Annotated in this window: 19 protein-coding genes and 1 pseudogene; 2 read left to right on the top strand and 18 right to left on the bottom strand. The window is 54.7% G+C overall.

Going from position 1 to position 19,510, the window contains the following annotated elements:
- Window position 1: 1 nt before the first annotated feature.
- The 7 genes from ACZ5PT_RS04810 to ACZ5PT_RS04780 all read right to left on the bottom strand — a co-directional run bounded on the left by ACZ5PT_RS04810 (window position 2) and on the right by ACZ5PT_RS04780 (window position 7,049).
- Entirely contained in the window at window positions 2-790 is a 789-nt protein-coding gene (locus tag ACZ5PT_RS04810) for an ABC transporter permease (protein ID WP_464265674.1), read from the bottom strand.
- On the bottom strand, window positions 787-1,836 hold the full coding sequence (locus ACZ5PT_RS04805; protein ID WP_464265673.1) for an adenylate/guanylate cyclase domain-containing protein: 1,050 nt from the start codon (window positions 1,834-1,836) through the stop codon (window positions 787-789). Before ACZ5PT_RS04805 ends, ACZ5PT_RS04810 begins: the two co-directional genes overlap by 4 nt.
- Window positions 1,837-1,857: 21 nt before the next feature.
- On the bottom strand, window positions 1,858-2,184 hold the full coding sequence (locus ACZ5PT_RS04800) for an Hpt domain-containing protein (RefSeq protein WP_464265672.1): 327 nt from the start codon (window positions 2,182-2,184) through the stop codon (window positions 1,858-1,860).
- A gap of 27 nt (window positions 2,185-2,211) precedes the next feature.
- A complete protein-coding gene (locus ACZ5PT_RS04795; protein ID WP_464265671.1) occupies window positions 2,212-5,898 on the bottom strand; it encodes a CHASE domain-containing protein in 3,687 nt (1,228 codons plus the stop codon).
- Window positions 5,899-5,985: 87 nt separating this feature from the next.
- Entirely contained in the window at window positions 5,986-6,357 is a 372-nt protein-coding gene (locus tag ACZ5PT_RS04790; RefSeq protein ID WP_464265670.1) for a DUF2784 domain-containing protein, read from the bottom strand.
- A gap of 6 nt (window positions 6,358-6,363) precedes the next feature.
- The gene (locus ACZ5PT_RS04785) at window positions 6,364-6,708 is read right to left on the bottom strand and encodes a 4a-hydroxytetrahydrobiopterin dehydratase (protein ID WP_464265669.1); all 345 of its coding nucleotides are present in this window, start codon (window positions 6,706-6,708) and stop codon (window positions 6,364-6,366) included.
- Window positions 6,709-6,824: 116 nt separating this feature from the next.
- Entirely contained in the window at window positions 6,825-7,049 is a 225-nt protein-coding gene (locus ACZ5PT_RS04780; RefSeq protein ID WP_464265668.1) for a hypothetical protein, read from the bottom strand.
- 144 nt (window positions 7,050-7,193) lie between these two features.
- On the opposite strand from ACZ5PT_RS04780, the gene ACZ5PT_RS04775 reads away from it, so the two are divergent.
- Entirely contained in the window at window positions 7,194-7,952 is a 759-nt protein-coding gene (locus ACZ5PT_RS04775) for a TrmH family RNA methyltransferase (protein WP_464265667.1), read from the top strand.
- A 217-nt stretch (window positions 7,953-8,169) separates the two neighbouring features.
- Here the strand turns inward: ACZ5PT_RS04775 and ACZ5PT_RS04770 are convergent, their stop codons facing one another.
- From ACZ5PT_RS04770 to ACZ5PT_RS04720, 11 genes and pseudogenes are all read right to left on the bottom strand, one after another.
- Entirely contained in the window at window positions 8,170-8,886 is a 717-nt protein-coding gene (locus ACZ5PT_RS04770) for a YkgJ family cysteine cluster protein (RefSeq protein ID WP_464265666.1), read from the bottom strand.
- Complete coding sequence (locus tag ACZ5PT_RS04765) at window positions 8,886-9,842, bottom strand: D-2-hydroxyacid dehydrogenase (RefSeq protein ID WP_464265665.1); 957 nt, start codon at window positions 9,840-9,842, stop codon at window positions 8,886-8,888. Before ACZ5PT_RS04765 ends, ACZ5PT_RS04770 begins: the two co-directional genes overlap by 1 nt.
- A 22-nt stretch (window positions 9,843-9,864) precedes the next feature.
- Window positions 9,865-10,236 (bottom strand): DUF4019 domain-containing protein, encoded by a 372-nt coding sequence (locus ACZ5PT_RS04760; RefSeq protein WP_464265664.1) that lies wholly within the window; start codon window positions 10,234-10,236, stop codon window positions 9,865-9,867.
- Between the two features lie 57 nt (window positions 10,237-10,293).
- Complete coding sequence (locus ACZ5PT_RS04755) at window positions 10,294-11,025, bottom strand: GGDEF domain-containing protein (RefSeq protein WP_464265663.1); 732 nt, start codon at window positions 11,023-11,025, stop codon at window positions 10,294-10,296.
- 153 nt (window positions 11,026-11,178) lie between these two features.
- Window positions 11,179-12,009: an HDOD domain-containing protein gene (locus tag ACZ5PT_RS04750; protein WP_464265662.1), complete on the bottom strand. Its 831-nt coding sequence runs from the start codon at window positions 12,007-12,009 to the stop codon at window positions 11,179-11,181.
- Between the two features lie 13 nt (window positions 12,010-12,022).
- The gene (locus tag ACZ5PT_RS04745; protein WP_464265661.1) at window positions 12,023-12,973 is read right to left on the bottom strand and encodes a pentapeptide repeat-containing protein; all 951 of its coding nucleotides are present in this window, start codon (window positions 12,971-12,973) and stop codon (window positions 12,023-12,025) included.
- A gap of 154 nt (window positions 12,974-13,127) precedes the next feature.
- Window positions 13,128-13,565 carry a DUF4019 domain-containing protein gene (locus ACZ5PT_RS04740; protein ID WP_464265660.1) on the bottom strand — a complete coding sequence of 146 codons (438 nt, stop codon included), beginning with the start codon at window positions 13,563-13,565 and terminating at the stop codon, window positions 13,128-13,130.
- 102 nt (window positions 13,566-13,667) lie between these two features.
- Entirely contained in the window at window positions 13,668-13,979 is a 312-nt protein-coding gene (locus ACZ5PT_RS04735) for a monooxygenase (protein ID WP_464265659.1), read from the bottom strand.
- Between the two features lie 79 nt (window positions 13,980-14,058).
- Window positions 14,059-14,437, bottom strand: a pseudogene (locus ACZ5PT_RS04730) (hypothetical protein).
- Window positions 14,438-14,452: 15 nt separating this feature from the next.
- Window positions 14,453-16,822: a peptidase U32 family protein gene (locus ACZ5PT_RS04725; protein WP_464265658.1), complete on the bottom strand. Its 2,370-nt coding sequence runs from the start codon at window positions 16,820-16,822 to the stop codon at window positions 14,453-14,455.
- Between the two features lie 5 nt (window positions 16,823-16,827).
- Window positions 16,828-17,553, bottom strand: a complete 726-nt coding sequence (locus ACZ5PT_RS04720; RefSeq protein WP_464265657.1) for a DsbC family protein — start codon at window positions 17,551-17,553, stop codon at window positions 16,828-16,830.
- Window positions 17,554-17,782: 229 nt separating this feature from the next.
- Between ACZ5PT_RS04720 and ACZ5PT_RS04715 the strand changes: the two genes are divergently transcribed.
- Window positions 17,783-19,483, top strand: a complete 1,701-nt coding sequence (locus tag ACZ5PT_RS04715; RefSeq protein WP_464265656.1) for a methyl-accepting chemotaxis protein — start codon at window positions 17,783-17,785, stop codon at window positions 19,481-19,483.
- Window positions 19,484-19,510: the final 27 nt, after the last annotated feature.

Genomic DNA, 19,510 nt, shown 5'->3' with positions numbered 1-19,510 from the left:
TTTAAATATAGGTTAGCAAAGAGACTAGTGAAGAGGTCAAAAACAACGCGCGTACCGAGTTGGCCAGGGCGCGTTTAGTCGCGGCAGGGATATTGGCTGTCGAACCGCTGATTCTTAGCCCTTCGCTACAGCAGATAATCCCGGTGAACAGGGCCGGCAGCAGACTTTTGACCAGAAAATTGACCAGATCGAGAGCGTCGATCGAGTCATGAATGCTTTGGATAAAGGTGGCCGGATCGCTGATGTTCGGCGTTAACAGGGTACTGAACAGGTACCCACTGGTAAAAGAACCGGCGAGAAAAAACAGGTTGAGACAAAAGACCGCAACGCAAAGTCCCAGAACCCGTGGCAAAACCAGATAAACAAAGGGGTCGAGCCCCTGAGAGTCGAGGACCCTGACTTCGCCTGAGATGGTCATTTGTCCCAGCTCGGCAGTCATTGTCGTACCGTTGCGGCCGATCGCCAGCAAGTTGGTCAGCACCGGGACCGCCTCACGAATCAGGATCGTGACCAGCAGCGGCCCGAGCAGCTTGGGCTGGCCGATTTTATGCATCCAGACCAGCGATTGCGCGACCACTGAGACGCCGACGGCGATAGAAACGTAGAGCACGAAGCGGGTCGCCTGTACCCCGGTGGAATAGATTTGCTGGACCAGTTCGGCGCGGACTGTCCGTACCCAGGTTTGGCGGCGGGACGAGACCGAAAAAATCGCCCAGAGCATGGCCGCGAGGTAGCGCAGTTCGTACCAGATCGTCAGGGTGCTGTTTCCCCAGCTGGCGACCCTGTTCATGGCGACTCCTGAGTTCCGGTCAGCAGATAGGTGGTGATTTCGCCACTGCCCGGCAGATAGAATGCCCCCCGCTCTTCAAGGATAAAGCTGTCCCGCAGCAGGGCAAAGCTGGCGGCGCTGGTCTGGATTGAACCGGGCAGGCCGAAGTTTTTCAATTGCTCGGCATTCTGTACCGTTTCTCCCCAAAGATCATAGGCCAAGCGAGCGCTGCCGATTACTCCGGCAATCACCGGACCGCTGTCGATACCGATTCGCAGTTGCAACGGCTCATTGGCGTGTCGGTAGAGGTCGACGATCTCCTGTTGCATCGCCAACGCCATGGAGGCGACGGCGGCGGCGTGGTCCGGGCGTGGTTCGAGGATTCCGCCGGCGACCATATACGAATCGCCAATGGTTTTGATCTTTTCCAGGCCGAAGCTATCGGCCAGACGGTCAAAGCGACAGAACAGCTGATTGAGAAGTTCAACGATTTCAATCGGGGACATCCTCGCGGCCAGGCTGGCAAAGTTGTTGATGTCGGCAAACAGCACCGAGGCATCGGCAAAGCTGTCGGCGATCACCCCGGGTGATTTTTTCAGTTGGTCGGCAATCGCTTGGGGGAAGATGCTCAGCAGTAAGCGTTCGGAGTTCTCCTGCTCACTGCGCAGCAGCTGGTTTTTTTCCTGCAGGCTCTGCTCCAGCTCGATAATCCGCATGCCAGCGCGAACTCGCGCCAACAATTCATTTTTGTCATACGGTTTGGTGACATAATCGTTGGCCCCGGCATCCATCGCTTGGACCAGATCGGCCTTGGCATCCCGCGCGGTGACCAGAATCAGATAGACGTAACGCCCCTTGACGGTGGCACAGATTTTTTCGATCAGTTCCAGCCCGCCCATGTTCGGCATCTGCCAGTCGGTGAGCACCAGACAGAATTCCTGCTGCTGGAAAATTTCCCAGGCCTGCTCGCCGTCTTCGGCACAGGTCACCTGGAAGTTGTCCTTTTCCAGGATCCGCTGCAGCAGCAGTCGGGAATCGAGATCGTCTTCTGCAATCAGTATGCGCACGTCGTCATGATCCTTCGGTCGTTAGGTTGCAACGTAGACCACTTCAATCCGCTCCAGATAATCGGACAGCTCTTCCAGTTTGCTTTCAATCTCTTTTGCCGCTCGCTTTTCGGCCGCCTGCTGCAGCTGCTGGCTGATGCAGGTGATGGCGTCAAAACCATAGCCGCCGCCGACCCCCTTCAGGGTATGGGCCAACTGGCTGATCTGGACAAAATCGTTGTTTTCCAGCGCCGCGCCAAGGGTCAGCAGATCCTGCTGGCGGCGCTCTAGAAAGCCGGGGATCAAGTCTTCCAGGTCGGCATCGACCTGGATGATAATTTTATTTGTCTGTGCCGGGTGTTGTTCCATGTTCTTGCCTCTTCTTTGGGGGGATTTTCACGGTTTGCGACTGAAACGGTCAATCACCTCCAACAACACGGCTTTTTTTATCGGTTTGGTCAGGTGAGCATGACAACCGGCATCGAGACTTTTTTGCGTATCGGCCTGCTGGGCAAAAGCAGTCAGGGCGATGATCGGGGTTTCGGCGCGGCCTTGTTGTTGTTCCCAGAGGCGGATCTCGCGACTGGCAGTGTAACCATCCTTGATCGGCATCTGCATGTCCATCAACACCAGATCATAGCCTCCAGCGCGAAACTTGTTTACGGCGATTTCGCCATTTTCCGCCAACTCAATCTGATAGGGAAGCTTTTTCAGAAAGGAGGTCACCAGCAGTCGGTTGTCTTCGGAATCATCGACCAATAGAATTTTCAACGAGCGGTGAGCGCTGGTCGCCTCCGCAGGGACTGCAGTTGTTTGTGCAACTGGTTGGCTCGGCTGCAGCGCGCGGGTGATGGCCTGCTGCAGGTCTTTGCGTTTGATCGGTTTGACCATATAGTCGGCCAACCCCAGCTGTTTGGCGTGAGCGATATCTCCGGCCCGGTTGTCCGAGGTCAGCATCATCAGGGTCGTTCCGGCAAGAGTGCTGCTTTGCTGGATTTTTTCGGCGACTTCGAAACCGTCCATTTTTGGCATGCGGCAATCGAGCAGCACCAATTCAAAGGGTTTTTGCTCGGTTTTGGCCTGTAGCATTTGCTCCAGGCCAAGGGGGCCATTTTCCGCCTCGGCGACCAGCGCCCCCCAACTTGACAGGGTTTCGCGCAGCACCAGCCGATTGGTGGCACAGTCATCGATCAGCAACACACGCAGATCGCTAAGATCAACACCAACTTCTGGTAGCGCGTCAGTCTGGGCTAAATCAAAGTGACAGCTGAAAAAGAAAGTACTGCCCTGTCCCGGCTGGCTTTCGACCCAAAGTTTACCGCCGAACGCTTCGACAATCCGTTTGGAGATATTCAGCCCCAGACCCGTGCCGCCATACTGCCGGGTGGTCGAGGCGTCGACCTGGGTAAAACGTTCGAAAATTGCTTGTTGTTGGTCGGCTGGAATGCCGATGCCGGTGTCACTGACGCTGAACAGCAGTTTAAGTGGTTGTTCCAGCGTCGTTGGTTGCACCGCGCGGACCTCAAGGGTGACATCCCCCTGATCGGTAAATTTGATCGCGTTACCGATCAGGTTAACCAGCACCTGGCGCAAGCGCAGCGGATCGCCCTGCAGTCGCTCGGGGGTTCCTGGAGGCAAGTGACAGGCCAGCTCCAAGCCTTTTTTATGCGCCCGCAAGGCGAGGATTTCGCAGGTTTTCTCCATCACCTCGCGCAGGTCGAAGTCGATCATCTCCAGCTCCAGGTGCCCCGCTTCCAGCTTACTGATGTCGAGAATGTCGTTTATCAGGCTGAGCAAATTTTCTCCCGCCGATTGAAAAACCTGCACATATTCACGTTGTTCGACGGTCAGTTGGGTCTCGTCAAGCAGCTCCGCCATGCCGATGATGGCATTCATCGGCGTGCGTATTTCGTGGCTCATACTGGCCAGAAAGTCACTCTTGGCCTGGCTGGCGGCCTCGGCTTGATCTTTAGCCGTAAGCAGCTCCTGTTCGACCAGTTTGCGGTCGGTAATATCGCGAATGATACCAGTAAACAGCCGTTTGCTTTCGAGGTGCACCTCGCTGACGGCCAGATCGATAGGAAACTGACTGCCATCCTTGCGGCGACCGGTCACCTCACGCCCTTTACCTATAATTTTTTTTTGTCCTGATTCAAGATAGTGGCGCAGATAGCCGTCATGCTCGCTGTGGAAGGGCTCCGGTTGCAGCAGGTTGATGTTTTGGCCGATCACCTCGGCGGCGCTGTAACCGAAAATCCGTTCCGCCGCGCTGTTGAAGGATTGCACCAGGCCACGTTCATCGATGCAGATAATGGCATCGACGGCCGTTTCAACAATGGTGCGGGCCTTGGCTTCACTCTCCTGCAGTGCGTCGACCATTTTGCGCCGCTCTTCAACCCATTTGGCCAATTCGCTGTTTGCCGCGGTCAGATCTTCGGTACGCTCTTTGACGATCTGGGTGATCATCGCCGAGCGGCCGACGATAATCAGGATAAAGGCACCGAGAATACTGGCAATCAGCAGTCCCCCGAGCAGCGGTCTTCGGGCTTCCCAATAGTCGATGCCGCGCAAGAATTTGTCGGTTGGAGTAAATTCAAGTCGCCAATGGCGGCCGGCAAAATCGAGATTAGCCTTGGCGCTGATTGTCGTAGCGAGGCCCCTGGTTGTATTGCTGAGCCCTATCGCAGCGCTGTTAGCGTCCGGAATATTGCTGAACAGCAGCTGAGATTCTGCGGGGGCAGAGATATCGAGCAGCCGAAAATGGACATCCCGCAGATCGAAGTTCTGCCAAGCGGTCGTCACCATGGTCTCGATGCGAAACACCCCCAAGGCGTAGCCCTTAAGATGTTGCTGGCGTTGCACGACCGAGGAGATGGTTTGTCCCTGCTGATAAACCGGCAGGAAAATCAACACGCCGAAGCTTTCGTCAGCCTCCTGAACCAGTTTGATGCGAGGGCTGGCGACTGGGTACCCGTTGTCCCGCGCCAGTTCAAGGGGATGCCGGCGCGCCTCGTTCGATCCCAGATCGAAACCCAGGGCGGCTTGGTTGCCCTGATAAGGCTCGAGGTAATAGACCGGAAAATATTCACTGCGCTGCGCCACTGGGATACTCTGGCCGCTGGCGTCTTTTTCGAAAATCTGGAAGTTGGCAAAGCCGTCGGCGCGAGCCTGTTGCTGATAGCGTTCCTTTTCCGCCGCCGCTACGCGGGGAATCCATTCGAGGGCTTGAACTCCCGGATGGCGTGGAAAGCTGCCGCTGACAAACTGCCGAAACTCGTTGCGATCAACCTGCTGACTGGCCATAAACAATCCTTCGATGGCGTAAAGGTCATCGAGGAAAGTCTGCTTGGCTTCATTGAGTGCCAGGCTGAGGTGATCGGTGCGACTTTCAAATTGAAGTTGACTGCGTTGCCGCTGGTCGGCGTGGATCTGAAAGAAGACCAGCCCGCTGATTAAAATGATGATGAACATCGGCAGGATAACGCTCAGCCGGATGCGCAACGGATTTTTCGGCGAATCAATTTGCCAGACAGCAACCAGTGGAAAGATCAGCAGGACACCGAGACTGTCGCCGACCCACCAATTGAGCCAGCTGCTGACCTCCTGCCCGGCTGGCAGCAGGCTGGTCAGTTTCAGGCAGAGCAGGCCAATACTGGCGTTGTGCAGACAGCTCAGCGGGCCACCGATGAGCATCGATTTGGTGACGTCATCAATCCGTTCTGGCGGGGTCGGGAAGCCGATGTTCTTGCGGATCAAAACAGCACCAAACTGCGCTTGCAGACAGGCTCCAGTCGCGATGCCACAACAGAGCAGCAATGCCGCAGCGGGAGAAATTTCCAGCGTGCCGGAAAAGAGCGTCCAGCCGGTGGCGACAAAGGCACCAATGAAGATCCCCGGCCAGACCCTGCTGCCGAACAACAGCAGGCTGCACAGGGCGATCCCGGCAGCAGGATTGACGATGCTGGCCAAGCCCGGTGGGACACTTAATGGCTGCAGCAGGTGGGTTAACAGGAAGTAGGCCGCAGCAACACCGAGCATCTGTAGGATGCGTTGCGAAATGGAACGGGTTGGCATTGCTGGCATCAATGTTTAGGGCCCATAAAATTGAGTAAATGCTAAAAGGTTTCAGTCTGTTAAGTATAGAAAGGGGAAGAGAGGATGCAAGCTTGGTCAGGGTGCTATTTTTTTTCGGCGGACGAAAATGATCGCGTACAAAATCAGATTAACCATAATCACCACTGTTCCAAAGACGAACCGCATCTCTGCAGTTAATTCCACCGGATAGATAATTGGCAGCAGGTAGTGCTCGATAAAACCACCACTGTAACCGTTTTCTCCGGCCAAAATGCGCAGCCGGTTTTCCAGTGGTGTCAGTATGCAGATCCGGCCGCTGAATTCGACCAGTGCTCCCCAAAAGAACGCCGGCAGGTGCAGCCAGAGACATCCCCGCCAGCGCAGCACCAGCAAGCCTCCACACAGCACAAAGAGGATAAAGGTGAAGTGGAACAAAACAATTAGCTCGGCGGCCAAAAGGGGCAACATGCTCGGTTACCCCTCGGCCAGCAGCCTATCGGTTTTCGCAGCCATGATGAAGTCGTTACGGTGCAGGCCACCGATTTTGTGCGTCCACCAACTGATTGTCACCTTGCCCCATTCGGTAAGGATGGCGGGATGGTGCTGTTCAGCCTCGGCGATGGTGCCGACCTGGTTGGTAAAGGTCAGCGCTTGTTTGAAGGATTTAAAGGTGATGCTGCGGATTAAACGTGGCACACCCTCGATATCGATGATATCCCAGTCCGGGAGCTGTGACATGAATTGCTTGATTTCGTCTGCCGTTGCCGGACTGGCGCCGTGGCGACAGACTTCGCAGGGTTTGCTGCTTAGATCGCTCATCGGTGTTCTCCTTTTGCCGGAGAAGTTATTCACCCTTACATTCTAGCGCGTATCTGCCGTGTAGCACGGGGGCACTGAGGCTAATCGTCCGTTTGCCTTACGGGAAAGGTTTTCTGTTAGCAGGTTTTGAAGGTTAAATTGGTACCATCCTCTTCAGCTTTGGCATATTCGGCTTCGTGCTCGACGAGGCAATGCGGGCAGACGATAGAATATCTATCGCTGGAAACGCGCCTGATTTTATTAAACATGCCTTTTTCTACCCACACGCTTTCGTCTTTCTGGATAAAGGCTTTGTATATTTGTTTGTTGCATCCTAGGCAGTGATTTTCGACGATTTTCATTCCTTGTCCCCCATCAAGTTTTTAGCTTTTTGATGAAATTGATCCTGCGATTCATGTTAACCGGCGCTGGCGCAACCTGCCGCAATTTCGTCGATATATTTTCCCGCCGCGGTTTTGTTCGCTTAATTTGTTGTAGGCCTATTGGTGCAAAGTATTTTGTTGGTCGTACAGATTGAACCTTGGGAGAGTTTCTGTCAGAAAGGGCGTTACCGAAACTTGCCTTTCCCCCTTCAGCAAATCCGCACCAGAACAATCTACACCTTTTTGTGCCGTATTCCAGAAGATAAGCAAAACCTTGCCGACAGTCAGGCAACCGGCTATGGTTGTCGCCTGCTTTTCCAGGAGATCATCATGGCTGGCTCACGTACCCGCAACACGCTGCTTCGTTACCAGAAAGAACGCCAGAAAAACATTCTCGCTAAACCGGGGGAGCACCCGTTTGTGCTGGTTCTCGATCACCTCAAGCCCGGCTTTAACGTGCCCAAGATCTTCCGCAGCGCCGAGGCCTTTGGCGCTGCAGCAGTGCACCTTGTCGCAATCGGCCCCTTTGATCCCTCTCCCGCCAAGGGTTCGTTCCGAAAAGTGCCGGCCTTCTTCCATGGGGATTTTGCCGCCTGCCACCAGCAGCTGAGTGACGAGGGCTACCAGCTGTATCGTTTATCTCCGGACGCCGAGGAGAGTCTCTGCAATTGTGACCTGCCGGCAAAGAGCGCCTTTATCCTCGGTCACGAAGAGTTCGGCTGCAGTTTTGACCCGGCCGAATATCCTGCGATCCGTTCTTTGAGTATTCCGCAATATGGCAGCGTGCAGAGTTTGAATGTGAGTGTCGCGTCGTCGGTGGTGATGTATGAATATTTGCGGCAGCATAGTTCACAGGCCGAAGAATCAATTACCCCCGTGTGACGCCGCCGCAGAGCAGTGAAGCGGTGCAGGGTTTCGAAGAAAAACTGTCTGAGCCGCCAGGCGAGTTTTTTTCTGAGCTGCACAACGCAACGGAACGAAGGGAACCCGCCATGGTTTTTGGCGGGCTAGGAGGTCGGGCGCCTTTCTTTGCTTCGTTTCTTTGGGCGCTCAAAGAAATGAAGGGGCCGTGCGGGGGCGCAACCCCGCGACTTGGACTTTAGCTTCCCTGCAACTGTAGCAAAAAAGGTAGGTCCAACTGTTTCCTCTCTAGGAATTCCCGTGTCGCGGTAAACCCCTGCGGAATTATCTCACTGAGTTGATGCTCCCGTTCCAGCCAAGCCAAGTAAATAAGATTGCCACTCAAGGCAACGCCGAAGGTCTCGCGCATGGCCACCAGAGCGAAGGATTCCAGCTCCAGACCGAGTTCTTGCGGTGCGGCCAGATAGTGGGTGGGAAAGGCAACCACCTCGGGGTCGAGGCTGCTGAGAAAGGCTTCTTTTTCCAGCGGGTGCAGTTTGGCAAAATCGACCGCACACCAACTGCTGTTGCGGGTGGAAATCAAGGCGCGACAGGAGAAGGGGCGCTGTGGGTAGATACCGCAATGACCGTCTTCGCTGGCGAGAAATGGACAACCGCCGAATTGGTCACGAAACCGGCGCAGGAACTGTTTTAGCCCTTCGGCCTGCAGGCTGATTTTCCGCAGCAGCGGCAGGTTTTCTTCCAGCGTTTGGCGTTGCTTGTTGGTCAAGCTTTTGGCGATAGCCAGCGCTTCGGTAAAGCTACAATTAACCGCTAGGGTGCAGCAGTTACAGCAACCTTTTTCACAGAAACAATTGACCCGGTTCTGCTCTGTCGCGCGACAGAACTTCTCTGTCTGTTGGTCCAGCTGCTGTCGGCTTTTGCTCAAGTCGGCAAAAAGTTCCTGCCAGTCCATCAATCGACCCGATTTTGCGGCGTTCCACTCTGAAAGGCTTCGATGTTGGCCAGCGCGATATCCAGCAACCGCTGGCGTGCCTCACTGGTCGCCCAGGCATTGTGTGGGGTGATAAAACAGTTCGGCGCACTCAATAGCGGATTATCTGCTTTTGGCGGTTCAGTCGAAAGGACATCGGTGGCAAATCCGCCCAGGTAATCTTCAGCCAGGGCTTCGGCGACGGCGGTTTCGTCGACCAGGTCGCCGCGACCGGTGTTGATCAGCAGAGCCCCTTGTTTGATCCGGGCCAGTCTGGCGGTGTTGACCAGGTGCCGGGTTTCCGGCGTCAGCGGGCAATTCAGGCTGATAATGTCGCAATCGGAAAAAAGCGTGTCGACATCAACAAAGCGGACCCCTTTATCATCCTTGTACTTATCCGGGTTGGCCGTGTGCGCCAGCACCTGCATGCCGAATGCGGCTGCGACGCGAGCGACCTGCTGGCCAATCTGCCCGTAACCAACCAGGCCGAAGGTTTTACCGGCCAGTTCCAGCAGTGGGCGATCGAAGAAACTGAAATCGACACAGTCGCTCCAGGCCCCTTTATGCACCATCTTGTCGTGGTGTCCGACCTGTTGCGTCATTTCCAGTAGCAGGGCGAAAACCATCTGGCAGACCGAAGCGCTGCTGTAGCCGGGGATATTGGCGACAACAATGCCACGCTGTCGGGCGGCTTCGAGATCAACGACGTTGTAGCCGGTGGCGAGGACGCCGATGTATTTCAGATCTGCTAGCGAGCTGATGGTATCCGCATCAATCAACACCTTGTTGGTGAGTATAATCTCGGCTCCGGCAGCGCGCTCGAGCAGTTCTTCCTGGCTGGTACGGGGGTGGACGCTGTAGGTACCTAACTCTTTTAGTACGGTCCAGTCGAGATCGCCCGGATTGAGAGTGTGGCCATCAAGGACAACGATATGCATGTCTGGCTCCTGATAGAGACTGTTACTGAATGGAATACCCGGCCACCCGCCACTGATGAGCTTTTTCTTTGCTCATGGTCAGTAGCTCAGCTGCCGACCTTTTTTCAAAACGGGAACGGAAGATCAAAAACAGCATCTCCTGCCCTTCGTTTTGCTGGTCTTCAATCGGCTTGGAAAGTTCCAGGGTGCGACCGAGGATTTTTCCATATTGACCGCGCAAATGACCGATCTGTTGTTGCCAATCCTGTTGGTCTGTTTGTTGGCGAAATACCTCGGCCGTCAATTCCCAGCCGGCGGGGTACTTTTCCTCGTCGCACCGTTCGAGAAAATCAAGCGCTGTCAGTATCGCTAGTTTGCTTTCTGGCTGTTGCTGGTCAGCGTTGCTGGTCAGCAACGCTGGTTGTCGTAAGCAACGAACAAAAAAGCAGCAGGCAGATGGTGACCAGCTGTCTCATTCGGCGGCTCCTTTCTCGTTCTTGATTTTCCTGGCGCCGCTGCCGAACAGGTTGAAGAGGGTTTCTTTTTCGTCGCGGCTGACCAGCTCGACCGATGGCAGGGTGGCGTGACGAACCTGATTGCGACCTTCTTGCTTGGCTAGGTATAGATAATGATCAGCCCGTTGCACCAATTCTTCGGCCGTTGCCTGTTCGCCGAGCCGGTAGGTGTCGATCCCCAGACTGGCGGTTAAGCGCAGTTGCTCTGCACCGACCGCTAGCGGTGTTTCGGCAATCGTTTGGCGCAATCGTTCGGCAACCGGAATACTGGCTGGCAGGTCGGTGTTTGGCAAAATCATGGCGAACTCTTCGCCGCCATAACGGCAGGGAATATCCAGCTTGCGGACCGTCTGGCGCATCAGCTTAGCGATATGGATCAGTGCCTGGTTGCCGATTTCGTGGCCCCACTGGTCGTTGACCTTTTTGAAAAAGTCGATATCGAGCATGATCAGGGTGGTTGGTTGCCCGCTACGCTGGGTCCGTTCAATCTCTTGTCCCAGTGCGGCACTAAAGTAGCGGAAGTTGGCCAGTCCGGTCAGGGGGTCGGTACGTACCAGTTCGGAGAGTTCTGCCAATGATTGGCGCAGTTCGACTATTTCAGCAACGATGCCGCAATCGTCTTTGCCGACAGGACATTCGGGCTGGCTGTTGGATGCTTCTTTGGCTGTGGGAGTTGAGTCTGCTGTCATCGATCCAATGGCCTGATTGTGCACTGTGTTTGAAGAATTTATCCGTGCAATTATACACAGATCGTCAGCGCAAGTCTCAATTTTCCGTAAGGCAGGCAGGGGCAGTGAAGTGGTTGCTTTAGCCCCTTTGACGAGCACCGCAGCAGTGCTTGGTCAGCTTAATGCGGCGGCTAATTCCTGGCTTTCGTGCAGCACGTTCTCAATCAGTTCGACGGTCAGGCGGGAATCGACATCGAACAGGCGTTGGGCTTTTTCAACCAGAACTTTACTGTCATCAGCATTGGACGGGCCCTTGACCAGGGCAGCAATTTTTACCGACAGGGGGAGTTCCGAATCCTCTTGCAGATGATGTTGGCCGATAGCGTCAACCAGGGAATCGGGGAATCCCCAGAACCTGGCCATTTGTGCACCGAGGGTGGCATGATCAATACCAAAGTGACGCTTTTCCTGTTCGATCAGGTCAAATTCATCATCATCCTGCCAGGCGAGGTAGATATCCCGATAGTGGTTGCCTTCACGATTGGCCAGTATCGGCACGCCGATATCCTGCAACAGGCCGATGGTAAAGACATCGCCCTGCACGTTGGGATGCAGTTCGGCGGCCAGTCCACGGGCAATCGCCGCCCGCCGCGCGGACGTCGCCCAGAATATCGACATGTTCAGCCAGGGTGCTTTGTTGTTCTTGGATAGGCCATCCTTGGTCGCCACCGAAAGAACCAGCGACTCAAGGCGTCCGCGACCGAGCAGGTTGACCGCATGGTGGATATTGCTGACCTTATGCGACAGGCCGAAGGCGGCTGAATTGACTGTTTTAAGAACCCGGACATGCAGGCCGGGGTCGATTTCCAGATCACTGGCCAACTCGTCGGTGGAAATATCCGGATCGCGTAATTTCGACAGCAGGTTGAGGACTGTCGCAGGGAAACTGGGAACCTCGAAGTCTTCTGGGACTGAGCTTTTTTTCTTTTTACCGAAGCCAAGCATCGTATTGTTCCTGTCAGTCGCCGCGGCGAGCCAGTTTATTGGAAAAAATCGATAGCAGCCCGCCGAGCATGATGTAGCCGGTCGATACCTCAAGCATGGTGACGATCTGACCACCGAGGGTTTTAGGTACCGCATCACCGAATCCGAGCGTGGTCATGGTGACAACGCTGAAATAGAGCGGCGAAAGGGCCGTGACGTAGTCGCCATAATCGATCCCGACCAGGGTGTAAAAATAGGCGAATATGCTTAACAGCACGCCGATGCAGCAGCACCAGCGGAACATGCTGCGGCCACAGTCACAGGAGAGCATCCAGGGGTAGTAGAGGGTTTTCGAGATACTATTGTAAGAACGAAATTCCTTGATGAAGTTTTGATCGATGATTTCCCGGCGCATCAGGTAGGCACCGGCAAAATTGATATCGCGGATATCCACTCCGAGCCAGGTGGCATTTTTGAAATGGCGCATCATTCTCAGCCGCGCGTGGCGCAGGTCGGAGTTACTGAAATTAGTTTTACGAACAATTGACAAGGACAAATCGGCATAACGCAAATCCGCTTCCGAAAGGTCTGCACCAGAGAGGTTTGCCTCGCGCAGACGGGCATGGCTGAGGTTGACGCAGTGCAGGTTAGCACCTTGCATATCGGCCTGGGTCAGGGAGGCTTCTTCTAGATCGGCGCGGAAGAGGCTGGCGCCGGCCAGTCTGGCGTGTCCAAAACCGGCGCGTTTGCAGTGCGCGCCATCGAGGATCGCCCCTTCCAGATTGGCGGCCGAAAATTCCGCTCCTTCCAGATTGGCTTCCTGCAGATTGGCGCCGCGCAGGTCGGCTTTAAACAGGCGGGCGTTCGACAAATCACGGCCAGCCAGATCGATTCCACGCAGGTCGGCCCCGATCAGGTCGGCGCCGCGAAGATCCTGTGTCAGGTCGACTGCTGTAGTTTGTTCTGTGACTTCGGGCTGTGACATAGGGGCACCGGCTTGGGTTGTTTACGCTGTCTGATCGTGACTAAAACTATAGTAGCTTTTAATCTTTGTCAAATATGCATACTCTTTTTTCATGAACATCCGCTGTTGTTTGCGTCCAGTCTCTGCGGTTGAGACTTCGCGCTTCCTTCCGCTGTTATTGAATGAAGTAACCGACCACGCGCCAACTGTTATCGGTATCCTGGACAACGGTTACCAGTTCATTCATCTGCTTGAGATTAAACTTGGAACTGTATTCGAGCAGGATAAATTCTTGCTCGGGAAGTTCTTCGGCGGGTGCGGTGAAACTGACATCTTCGAGATCGCGCTGCACCAGCGGGCCGAAGGTCGTGCGAATCTTGGTCAGTTTTTCTTCCCAGTCTTTAAGGATCACTTTTTCCTGCAGAAACGCTGCGGAGATCTTCCAGCTGTCAGCGTAGCGACCGGCATCAACCAGCTGTAAAAATTCTGTTGCGGCGAAAATTGCGGCATCGGTTTTGAGCTGATCCGGTTTATTGGTAATTTGCGGGACAATGATGATTGCCAGAACAGACAGAATTAAAATGGCGTGGATACGATATTTGCGTGAAAACACAGCAACCTCCCAAAATGGATAACAATTATAATAGACTGCTACTATACGCGGGATCGTCGGACAGGGCAATATGTCGCGAGCGAGGGTGACAGTGTCTAGTTCTTAGCTGCGAAGAATTTGCCCCAGTTGATTGTCGACGATAACCGGGCTGGCAAAATAACTGATCGAGGGTTCGCAGTCGTAGCGCTCGCGGATAAAGTTTTTCCATTGATCGCTATAGAACTGTTCGGCGACGGCCCTGTTTTCCCATAAATAGACCCCACCAGCCGTGCAGCCATCCTCCGAGAGCAGATAATATTTGCGGATCAGTCCGGCGACTCCACGGTATTTCGGTGCCGAGCCGGAAAAGAGCTCTTGTGCTTTCTCCAGCGAAACAGGTTCAGGCAAGCTGAATTGAACGATGGCGCTAATCATTTGCAGACGCTCCTTAGCGGCGCTGGATGGCGCGAACTTGTCAAAAGTATGTTGTTGTTTGGTTCGAGCGGACGAAGAGTCAGGGCTTGGTTGCGACAATCTGAACAACCGCCGCTTTGCCGGTGTGCAGTTTCCCCTCAGCAACCTCTCGTACCAATTCTTCGGCGTTGATGAAATCGAGTCCGGAGAGTTCTTTGCACAGCAGTTCAAGGCTCATCAGCAGCTCTTCTGTCGGTGGTCCGCCGCTGGCGTAGGCCAGTTGTTCGGGGCGGTAGGCTTCCAAAATCAGTTTGCCGCCCGGGCGTAGTCCGCTAACAACCTTTTTGTGCATTGCGCCCTTCCCCCTCGGCCAGGCAGAGACAGTTGCCGAGCGGCAGTTGCTGTGCAACACTGGCCAAAAAATCATTGGCTGCGGTCCCGTACTGATATTCCTGCGTATTGTAGCGCTCATCCCACATCGACATTCTTGGTCCTTATTCCATCCCCATCTGATAATTGAATTTGCTGCAATCGGCCGGATCGGCGCCACGACGAACCGCCTCGAGCACCTGCTTGCCGCGTTGGCTGAATGGGCCAAGGTGCGAGAGGTCGACGATAAAGTTATGGCAGCCGAAACTTTCCAGTTCATTCATGTTGGCAATAAAGGAGAAGTCCGTTTCACTGTTTAGCCAAGTCAGACCCTGGCGTTGCTGAACTCGGTAGGCATCATCGCGGTCAGAGAGGACCGGGTGGTCGGAACGGACATTTTTAATCGCGATCCGCGAGGTTATCAGCGGCACACTGGCGTAAACCGTCATCGCCGTCGGTATCGGCAGTTCGTGGCGCAGCAGATCGGCGAGGTTAGCGCGGTCATCTTCGATATACAGCTCCGCTTCGGTAATCCCCAGCTCGGCCCAAGCGGCGACCGCCTGGCTGTTGAGGGAGAACAGGCGGAAGCTGCTGAACAGCTTGAGGTTCTGTTGACCGTCGAACAGCGGGAAATGGCCGAGATTATTGAGCCGGAAGTTGCGGAACCCAACCTGAATCAACTGGCGGATGGCGTTGCGTGTGTCTTTCCAGTCGCGGTCGAAAATAATAAAGGGAATATCCCAGATAATCTGATCCGCCCGTTTGCTTAGCTTGCCGGCATTCTGCAGATTCTGTCCGGTCAGGGAGAGCAGGATGCGATCGACCAGCTGGTCTTGCAGCAAGCGTTGATCGCGGGCATCGCGTAATTGCACGCGGGTTTGTCGTTTGCTGGGCGGGGTTATCCCGATCGGCAACAGTGCATTGTGGGCACTTTGCAAGTGGGCAGCCTTGACTTGCTGTTTCTGTGGTTTACGCAACCTGCTCAGGCCGGCGTAGAGCTCCCGCCGGATCTGTTTAAGCTGTTTCGGCGGGATACCGATCTTGGGTAATTCGCCGCAGCTCAGTTTGCCGAGGCGGAACGGCTCATCAGCGGTGACGGCGAAAACCTGCTGCAGGGTCGCCTCATCGAGGCCGTGCGACCCGACCGGGTAGCTGTCGATGGCAAACTGAAATTGCTGTTCCTGTCCAGCGACGTGGGCATTGATCTGCAGTTGTTGTTCAGTCGCCGTAATTCGCAGAGTGACCTTTTCTGCCGGGGGCTTGATCTGGCTGAGCTTGCGCCGACAAGCGGCATCGCTCATGGTGAAGGCGCTGCTTGAGGAGACCATGAAAACCGTGTCGCCGACCTTGAACTGATTGTTAAAGGTCGAGGGCACGCTGACGAAGCTGTCGGCCGGGGACTGTTTGACGCTGCGCTTGCCGAGTTGCAACTGACGGATGGTGAAGGCGGTGCCGGCCTTGTCGCTGGCCGGTTGGATGCGGATCCGGTCACCAAGGTGCAGGCCGTCTCTGGATTTAAAGCTGATTTCACCGCCGCGAACCCGAGCCACTTCGCCGAGATAGCGGCCGGTGGCCCCTTTGACCGAGGGGATGGCGATGTCGCTCGGCTGTCCGCCGGGCAGAAAGCCTTGGGTTGGTTGGCGGCCGAAACTCTCTTTGAGCAGCAGTTTGGCCTCTTTGATCACCGTTTTGCGCTGTCCGGCCGCAGCATCCATCACTCGTCGATAGGCACTGACCACCTTGTAAACGTACTCGGCGCTCTTCATTCGCCCTTCAATTTTCAGGCTGCAGATCCCGGCCTGTTCCAATTCGGGGAGCAGGTCGATGGCCGAGAGATCGTTGGTGGAAAAGTAGTAGCCCTGCTGCTGACGATAACTGTGGCGCCGTCGGCAGGGTTGCGCACAGCGGCCACGATTGCCGCTTTTGCCGCCGAGAAAAGAAGAAAAATAGCACTGCCCGGAAAAAGAGAAACAAAGCGCTCCGTGGACAAAATGTTCCAGTTCCAGCGTCGTTTGTCGCTTGATTTCAGCGATTTCAGCCAGACTCAACTCGCGAGCCAGCACGCCGCGGGTAAAACCCATCCGCTCCAGCATCTTGACGCCGGCGGCATTGTGCACGGTCATCTGTGTCGAGGAGTGCAGCTCCAAACCGGGGAAATGCTCGCGGGCCAGTTGCCAGATGGCCAGATCCTGGATAATCACCGCATCGACACCGATCTGCTCCAAAGAACCGAGGGTGTCGATCAGTTGCGGCAGTTCAGCTTCTTTAACCAGGGTGTTAAGGGTGACGTAGAGCCGTTTGTCTTCGCGCTGCACATAGTGGGTCAGTTTTTCAATATCGCCGAGGGTGAAGTTCCTCGCCTTGGCGCGGGCGGAAAAATCCTTCAGTCCGGTATAGACGGCATCGGCCCCGGCTTCCATGGCAGCAAAAAAAGCCTCGAAACTACCCGCCGGAGCGAGCAGTTCGGGGCGTTGGATCAGTTTTTTATCAGTCATTTAAATCAGTCTTTATTCGCGTCGAGCAGCTTGGCAAACTCGGTCAGATTGGTGCCGGAGATATACTTGCCGTTGATCCAGTAGCGAGGAGTGCTGTTAATGCCGACCTCGCGGGCGATTTTTCGGTGTTCTTCGAGCAAGCCATTATCCTTGAACTCCGGTAGCGGTTGCTTATCGTATGCCCCGCTGAAAACATCTTCGTAGGCGCTTTCCTGGTCCTCGGCGGAAAGGATAAAGCTCGATTTCGCCTCGGCCTGCGGATGGATCCGGTCGAGTGGGTAGAGGAAAATATAACGGGTAACGTCGTCACGGGCGGAGAAAAACGCTGACCCGTCGCGGCAAAAGGGGCAGTCTGGATCGGAAACTTCGACCACCTGATTGGGACCGTCACCGATCTTGATTGCTTTATCCAGAGGGAACATGCCCAGTTTGTCGGTCATCATGCGGGCCTTACTTTCGCGGGTCAGATTCTTGCCGCCGCTATTCCACAGTTCACCGACAAAGATATGGCTGCTTTGCGGGGCATAGTAGAGGTATTCGTCCTTTTTGGTGACGATTTCGTAGACCCCTTCGACCGGTGTGCTGCTGATCTGTTTAAGGGGGATCGAAGGGAAGCTCATCTTCAGCGACGCAGCGATCGATTTCAACTGCTCTTCCTGTGGTGATGCGGCACAGGCAAGCAACGGACAACAGAGGACCAGTGTCAGCAAGGATAAAACGAGTCGGGCCATTCTTTTTACTCCTATCGGGAAGGGACCTTTTTCATAAGTTCTGATCATACCCCAGCTGAGCGTTCGGTAAAAGAGAAGAAAGAAGGGCATTTGCTTGCTGAGCAGGTAGATTTGTGATAATTAATGGATTTGCTCAGCGGCGATGCTAGGTTCGTGTGATCTTCATCTAGCAACCAGCAAACTGGTTTTTTCCCGCGATATGTAAAAGAGATCAGCAATGGGAGCTGTTATGACTCAAGGACAGAGTACGAGCCTTAGCTATATGAAGAAAGTTTTCTATTTTACCCATCTTATGGGCTTGTCCGCAGGAGCTCTGTTCCCTTTTGCTGTCTGGCCGAACATCGGTGACCTTGCTTTTCAGCCTGGCCTTATCATGATGTCCTTGTTGTTCGGTTATGGGGTGGCAGTCTCTTCCTTTTTCTTTATCCGTGCCACCTTAAAAACACAGCTACGCACCCAACTGGACATGCTTGAACCGTTGACCGGCAAAATAGCTACCGGTGGTGAAACAATAGAAAATATGGGCGTTGCAATGGAAGGAGGTGTCGAGCAGGTGCAACAGCTGCTCGCTGCGGTGATGTCGACCTCGGACCGACTGATCCCTTATTACCGTTCTTTGAGCCAGGCGGCACTGTTTCTGTCTGATCGAGCCAATGAGGGTTTGGCGGCTTCCAAGGTCATCAGTAAAGACGTCGAGGTCATGGAGACCAAACAGCAGGACGTGATTGCCCTGGTGAACGCCCTGTTGAATCAGTCGCAGGATGAAGCTGCTCTGTCACGGGAACTGTCCCAGTCGCTGGAAGAGATGGCGCGGGCGATGGACCATTCGACGGCCAAATTTATCGAAACCACCACTGCGGTTGAGGAGATCACCGCCAGTGTCCGCGAAGTGGCCAATCAGGCCGAAGATATCGCCCGCTCGGTTGAGGATACCGCGCAGCAGATGGATACCATCGGCGACTCCTTCGAGCGGATTAAGACCGGATCTGCCTCCGGCAATGAAGCGGTGCAGAAGGTTAAGTTGGATGCCGAAGAGGGCCTGCAGATGATGACCCAGACCCTCGCTGAGATCGATCTGATGGCGCGTGAAAGTCAGCAGGCGATGTCGGCCATGGAGCGCCTTGCCCATCAGGCCAAACAGGTCGGTAAAATTATCGGTGTTATCAAGGAGCTGGTCGGTGATACCGAGTTGCTCGCTTTTAATGCGGCGATTATTGCTGCCAAGGCGGGTGACGAAGGGAAGGGCTTTGCTGTGGTGGCCGATGAAATCAAGGATTTGGCTGATCGGACCACCGACAGTGCGCAAGATATTCAGCGGATTATTCAGGCGATCAGTAAGGATACCGAGGAGGCTTTGTCGGCGGTTGCAGCAACGGCGCAACGGGTCAATCAAGGCAAGGAAAATTCATTGCGCACCGGTGATGCCCTTAACCAGATTGTCCACTCGGTCGGCTTGGCTTCTGCTGCAACCGACGAGATCAGTCAGTTGACCAGTGTCCAGGGGGAGCGTGCCCGCTTGATGCTGAACGACGCCGGACAAAGTTTGCGCTCGGTACGGGCTGTCGCTCGGGCGATGAAAGAGCAACGCACCGGGGTCAGCAGGATTCAGGATGGCGTCAGTGAAATGAAGTCGGCTGCCGACCAGATTGCCAGGGGGATGGATGAGCAGTTGCGCGCCACCCGCGAACTTGATCGGGGCTTATCTTCGCAAGATGAACAGATCTGTGCGGTTATCGAAGCGAATAATTTTCAGCAGCAGGCTTCGGTGCGGATTACCGAGCATTTTGAAAAAGCCGAAACCCGCCTGCATAAAAATGTCGAAAAAACTTCGACAATTTTTGCTGAGATTGACCAATTGGAGAACCTTACCGACAAGTTGCGCCAGCTGGGGCAAAAATACGTTGCCCAAATCGGAAAAGTGGATAGCTGACGCTTTAAACACAGACGGAAAAAAGGG

Source organism: Desulfuromusa ferrireducens, assembly GCF_055389805.1.
The sequence above is the reverse complement of the archived record's forward strand: the minus strand, read 5'-3'. Positions and strand labels throughout refer to the sequence as shown.

Bases quoted from the DNA above. Each gene is read 5' to 3' on its own strand.
- ACZ5PT_RS04810 (WP_464265674.1), bottom strand. From the start codon at position 790: ATGAACAGGGTCGCCAGCTGGGGAAACAGCACCCTGACGATCTGGTAC.
- ACZ5PT_RS04800 (WP_464265672.1), bottom strand. From the start codon at position 2,184: ATGGAACAACACCCGGCACAGACAAATAAAATTATCATCCAGGTCGAT.
- ACZ5PT_RS04795 (WP_464265671.1), bottom strand. From the start codon at position 5,898: ATGCCAGCAATGCCAACCCGTTCCATTTCGCAACGCATCCTACAGATG.
- ACZ5PT_RS04790 (WP_464265670.1), bottom strand. From the start codon at position 6,357: ATGTTGCCCCTTTTGGCCGCCGAGCTAATTGTTTTGTTCCACTTCACC.
- ACZ5PT_RS04785 (WP_464265669.1), bottom strand. From the start codon at position 6,708: ATGAGCGATCTAAGCAGCAAACCCTGCGAAGTCTGTCGCCACGGCGCC.
- ACZ5PT_RS04780 (WP_464265668.1), bottom strand. From the start codon at position 7,049: ATGAAAATCGTCGAAAATCACTGCCTAGGATGCAACAAACAAATATAC.
- ACZ5PT_RS04770 (WP_464265666.1), bottom strand. From the start codon at position 8,886: ATGGACTGGCAGGAACTTTTTGCCGACTTGAGCAAAAGCCGACAGCAG.
- ACZ5PT_RS04765 (WP_464265665.1), bottom strand. From the start codon at position 9,842: ATGCATATCGTTGTCCTTGATGGCCACACTCTCAATCCGGGCGATCTC.
- ACZ5PT_RS04755 (WP_464265663.1), bottom strand. From the start codon at position 11,025: ATGACAGCAGACTCAACTCCCACAGCCAAAGAAGCATCCAACAGCCAG.
- ACZ5PT_RS04750 (WP_464265662.1), bottom strand. From the start codon at position 12,009: ATGCTTGGCTTCGGTAAAAAGAAAAAAAGCTCAGTCCCAGAAGACTTC.
- ACZ5PT_RS04745 (WP_464265661.1), bottom strand. From the start codon at position 12,973: ATGTCACAGCCCGAAGTCACAGAACAAACTACAGCAGTCGACCTGACA.
- ACZ5PT_RS04735 (WP_464265659.1), bottom strand. From the start codon at position 13,979: ATGATTAGCGCCATCGTTCAATTCAGCTTGCCTGAACCTGTTTCGCTG.
- ACZ5PT_RS04725 (WP_464265658.1), bottom strand. From the start codon at position 16,822: ATGACTGATAAAAAACTGATCCAACGCCCCGAACTGCTCGCTCCGGCG.
- ACZ5PT_RS04720 (WP_464265657.1), bottom strand. From the start codon at position 17,553: ATGGCCCGACTCGTTTTATCCTTGCTGACACTGGTCCTCTGTTGTCCG.
- ACZ5PT_RS04715 (WP_464265656.1), top strand. From the start codon at position 17,783: ATGACTCAAGGACAGAGTACGAGCCTTAGCTATATGAAGAAAGTTTTC.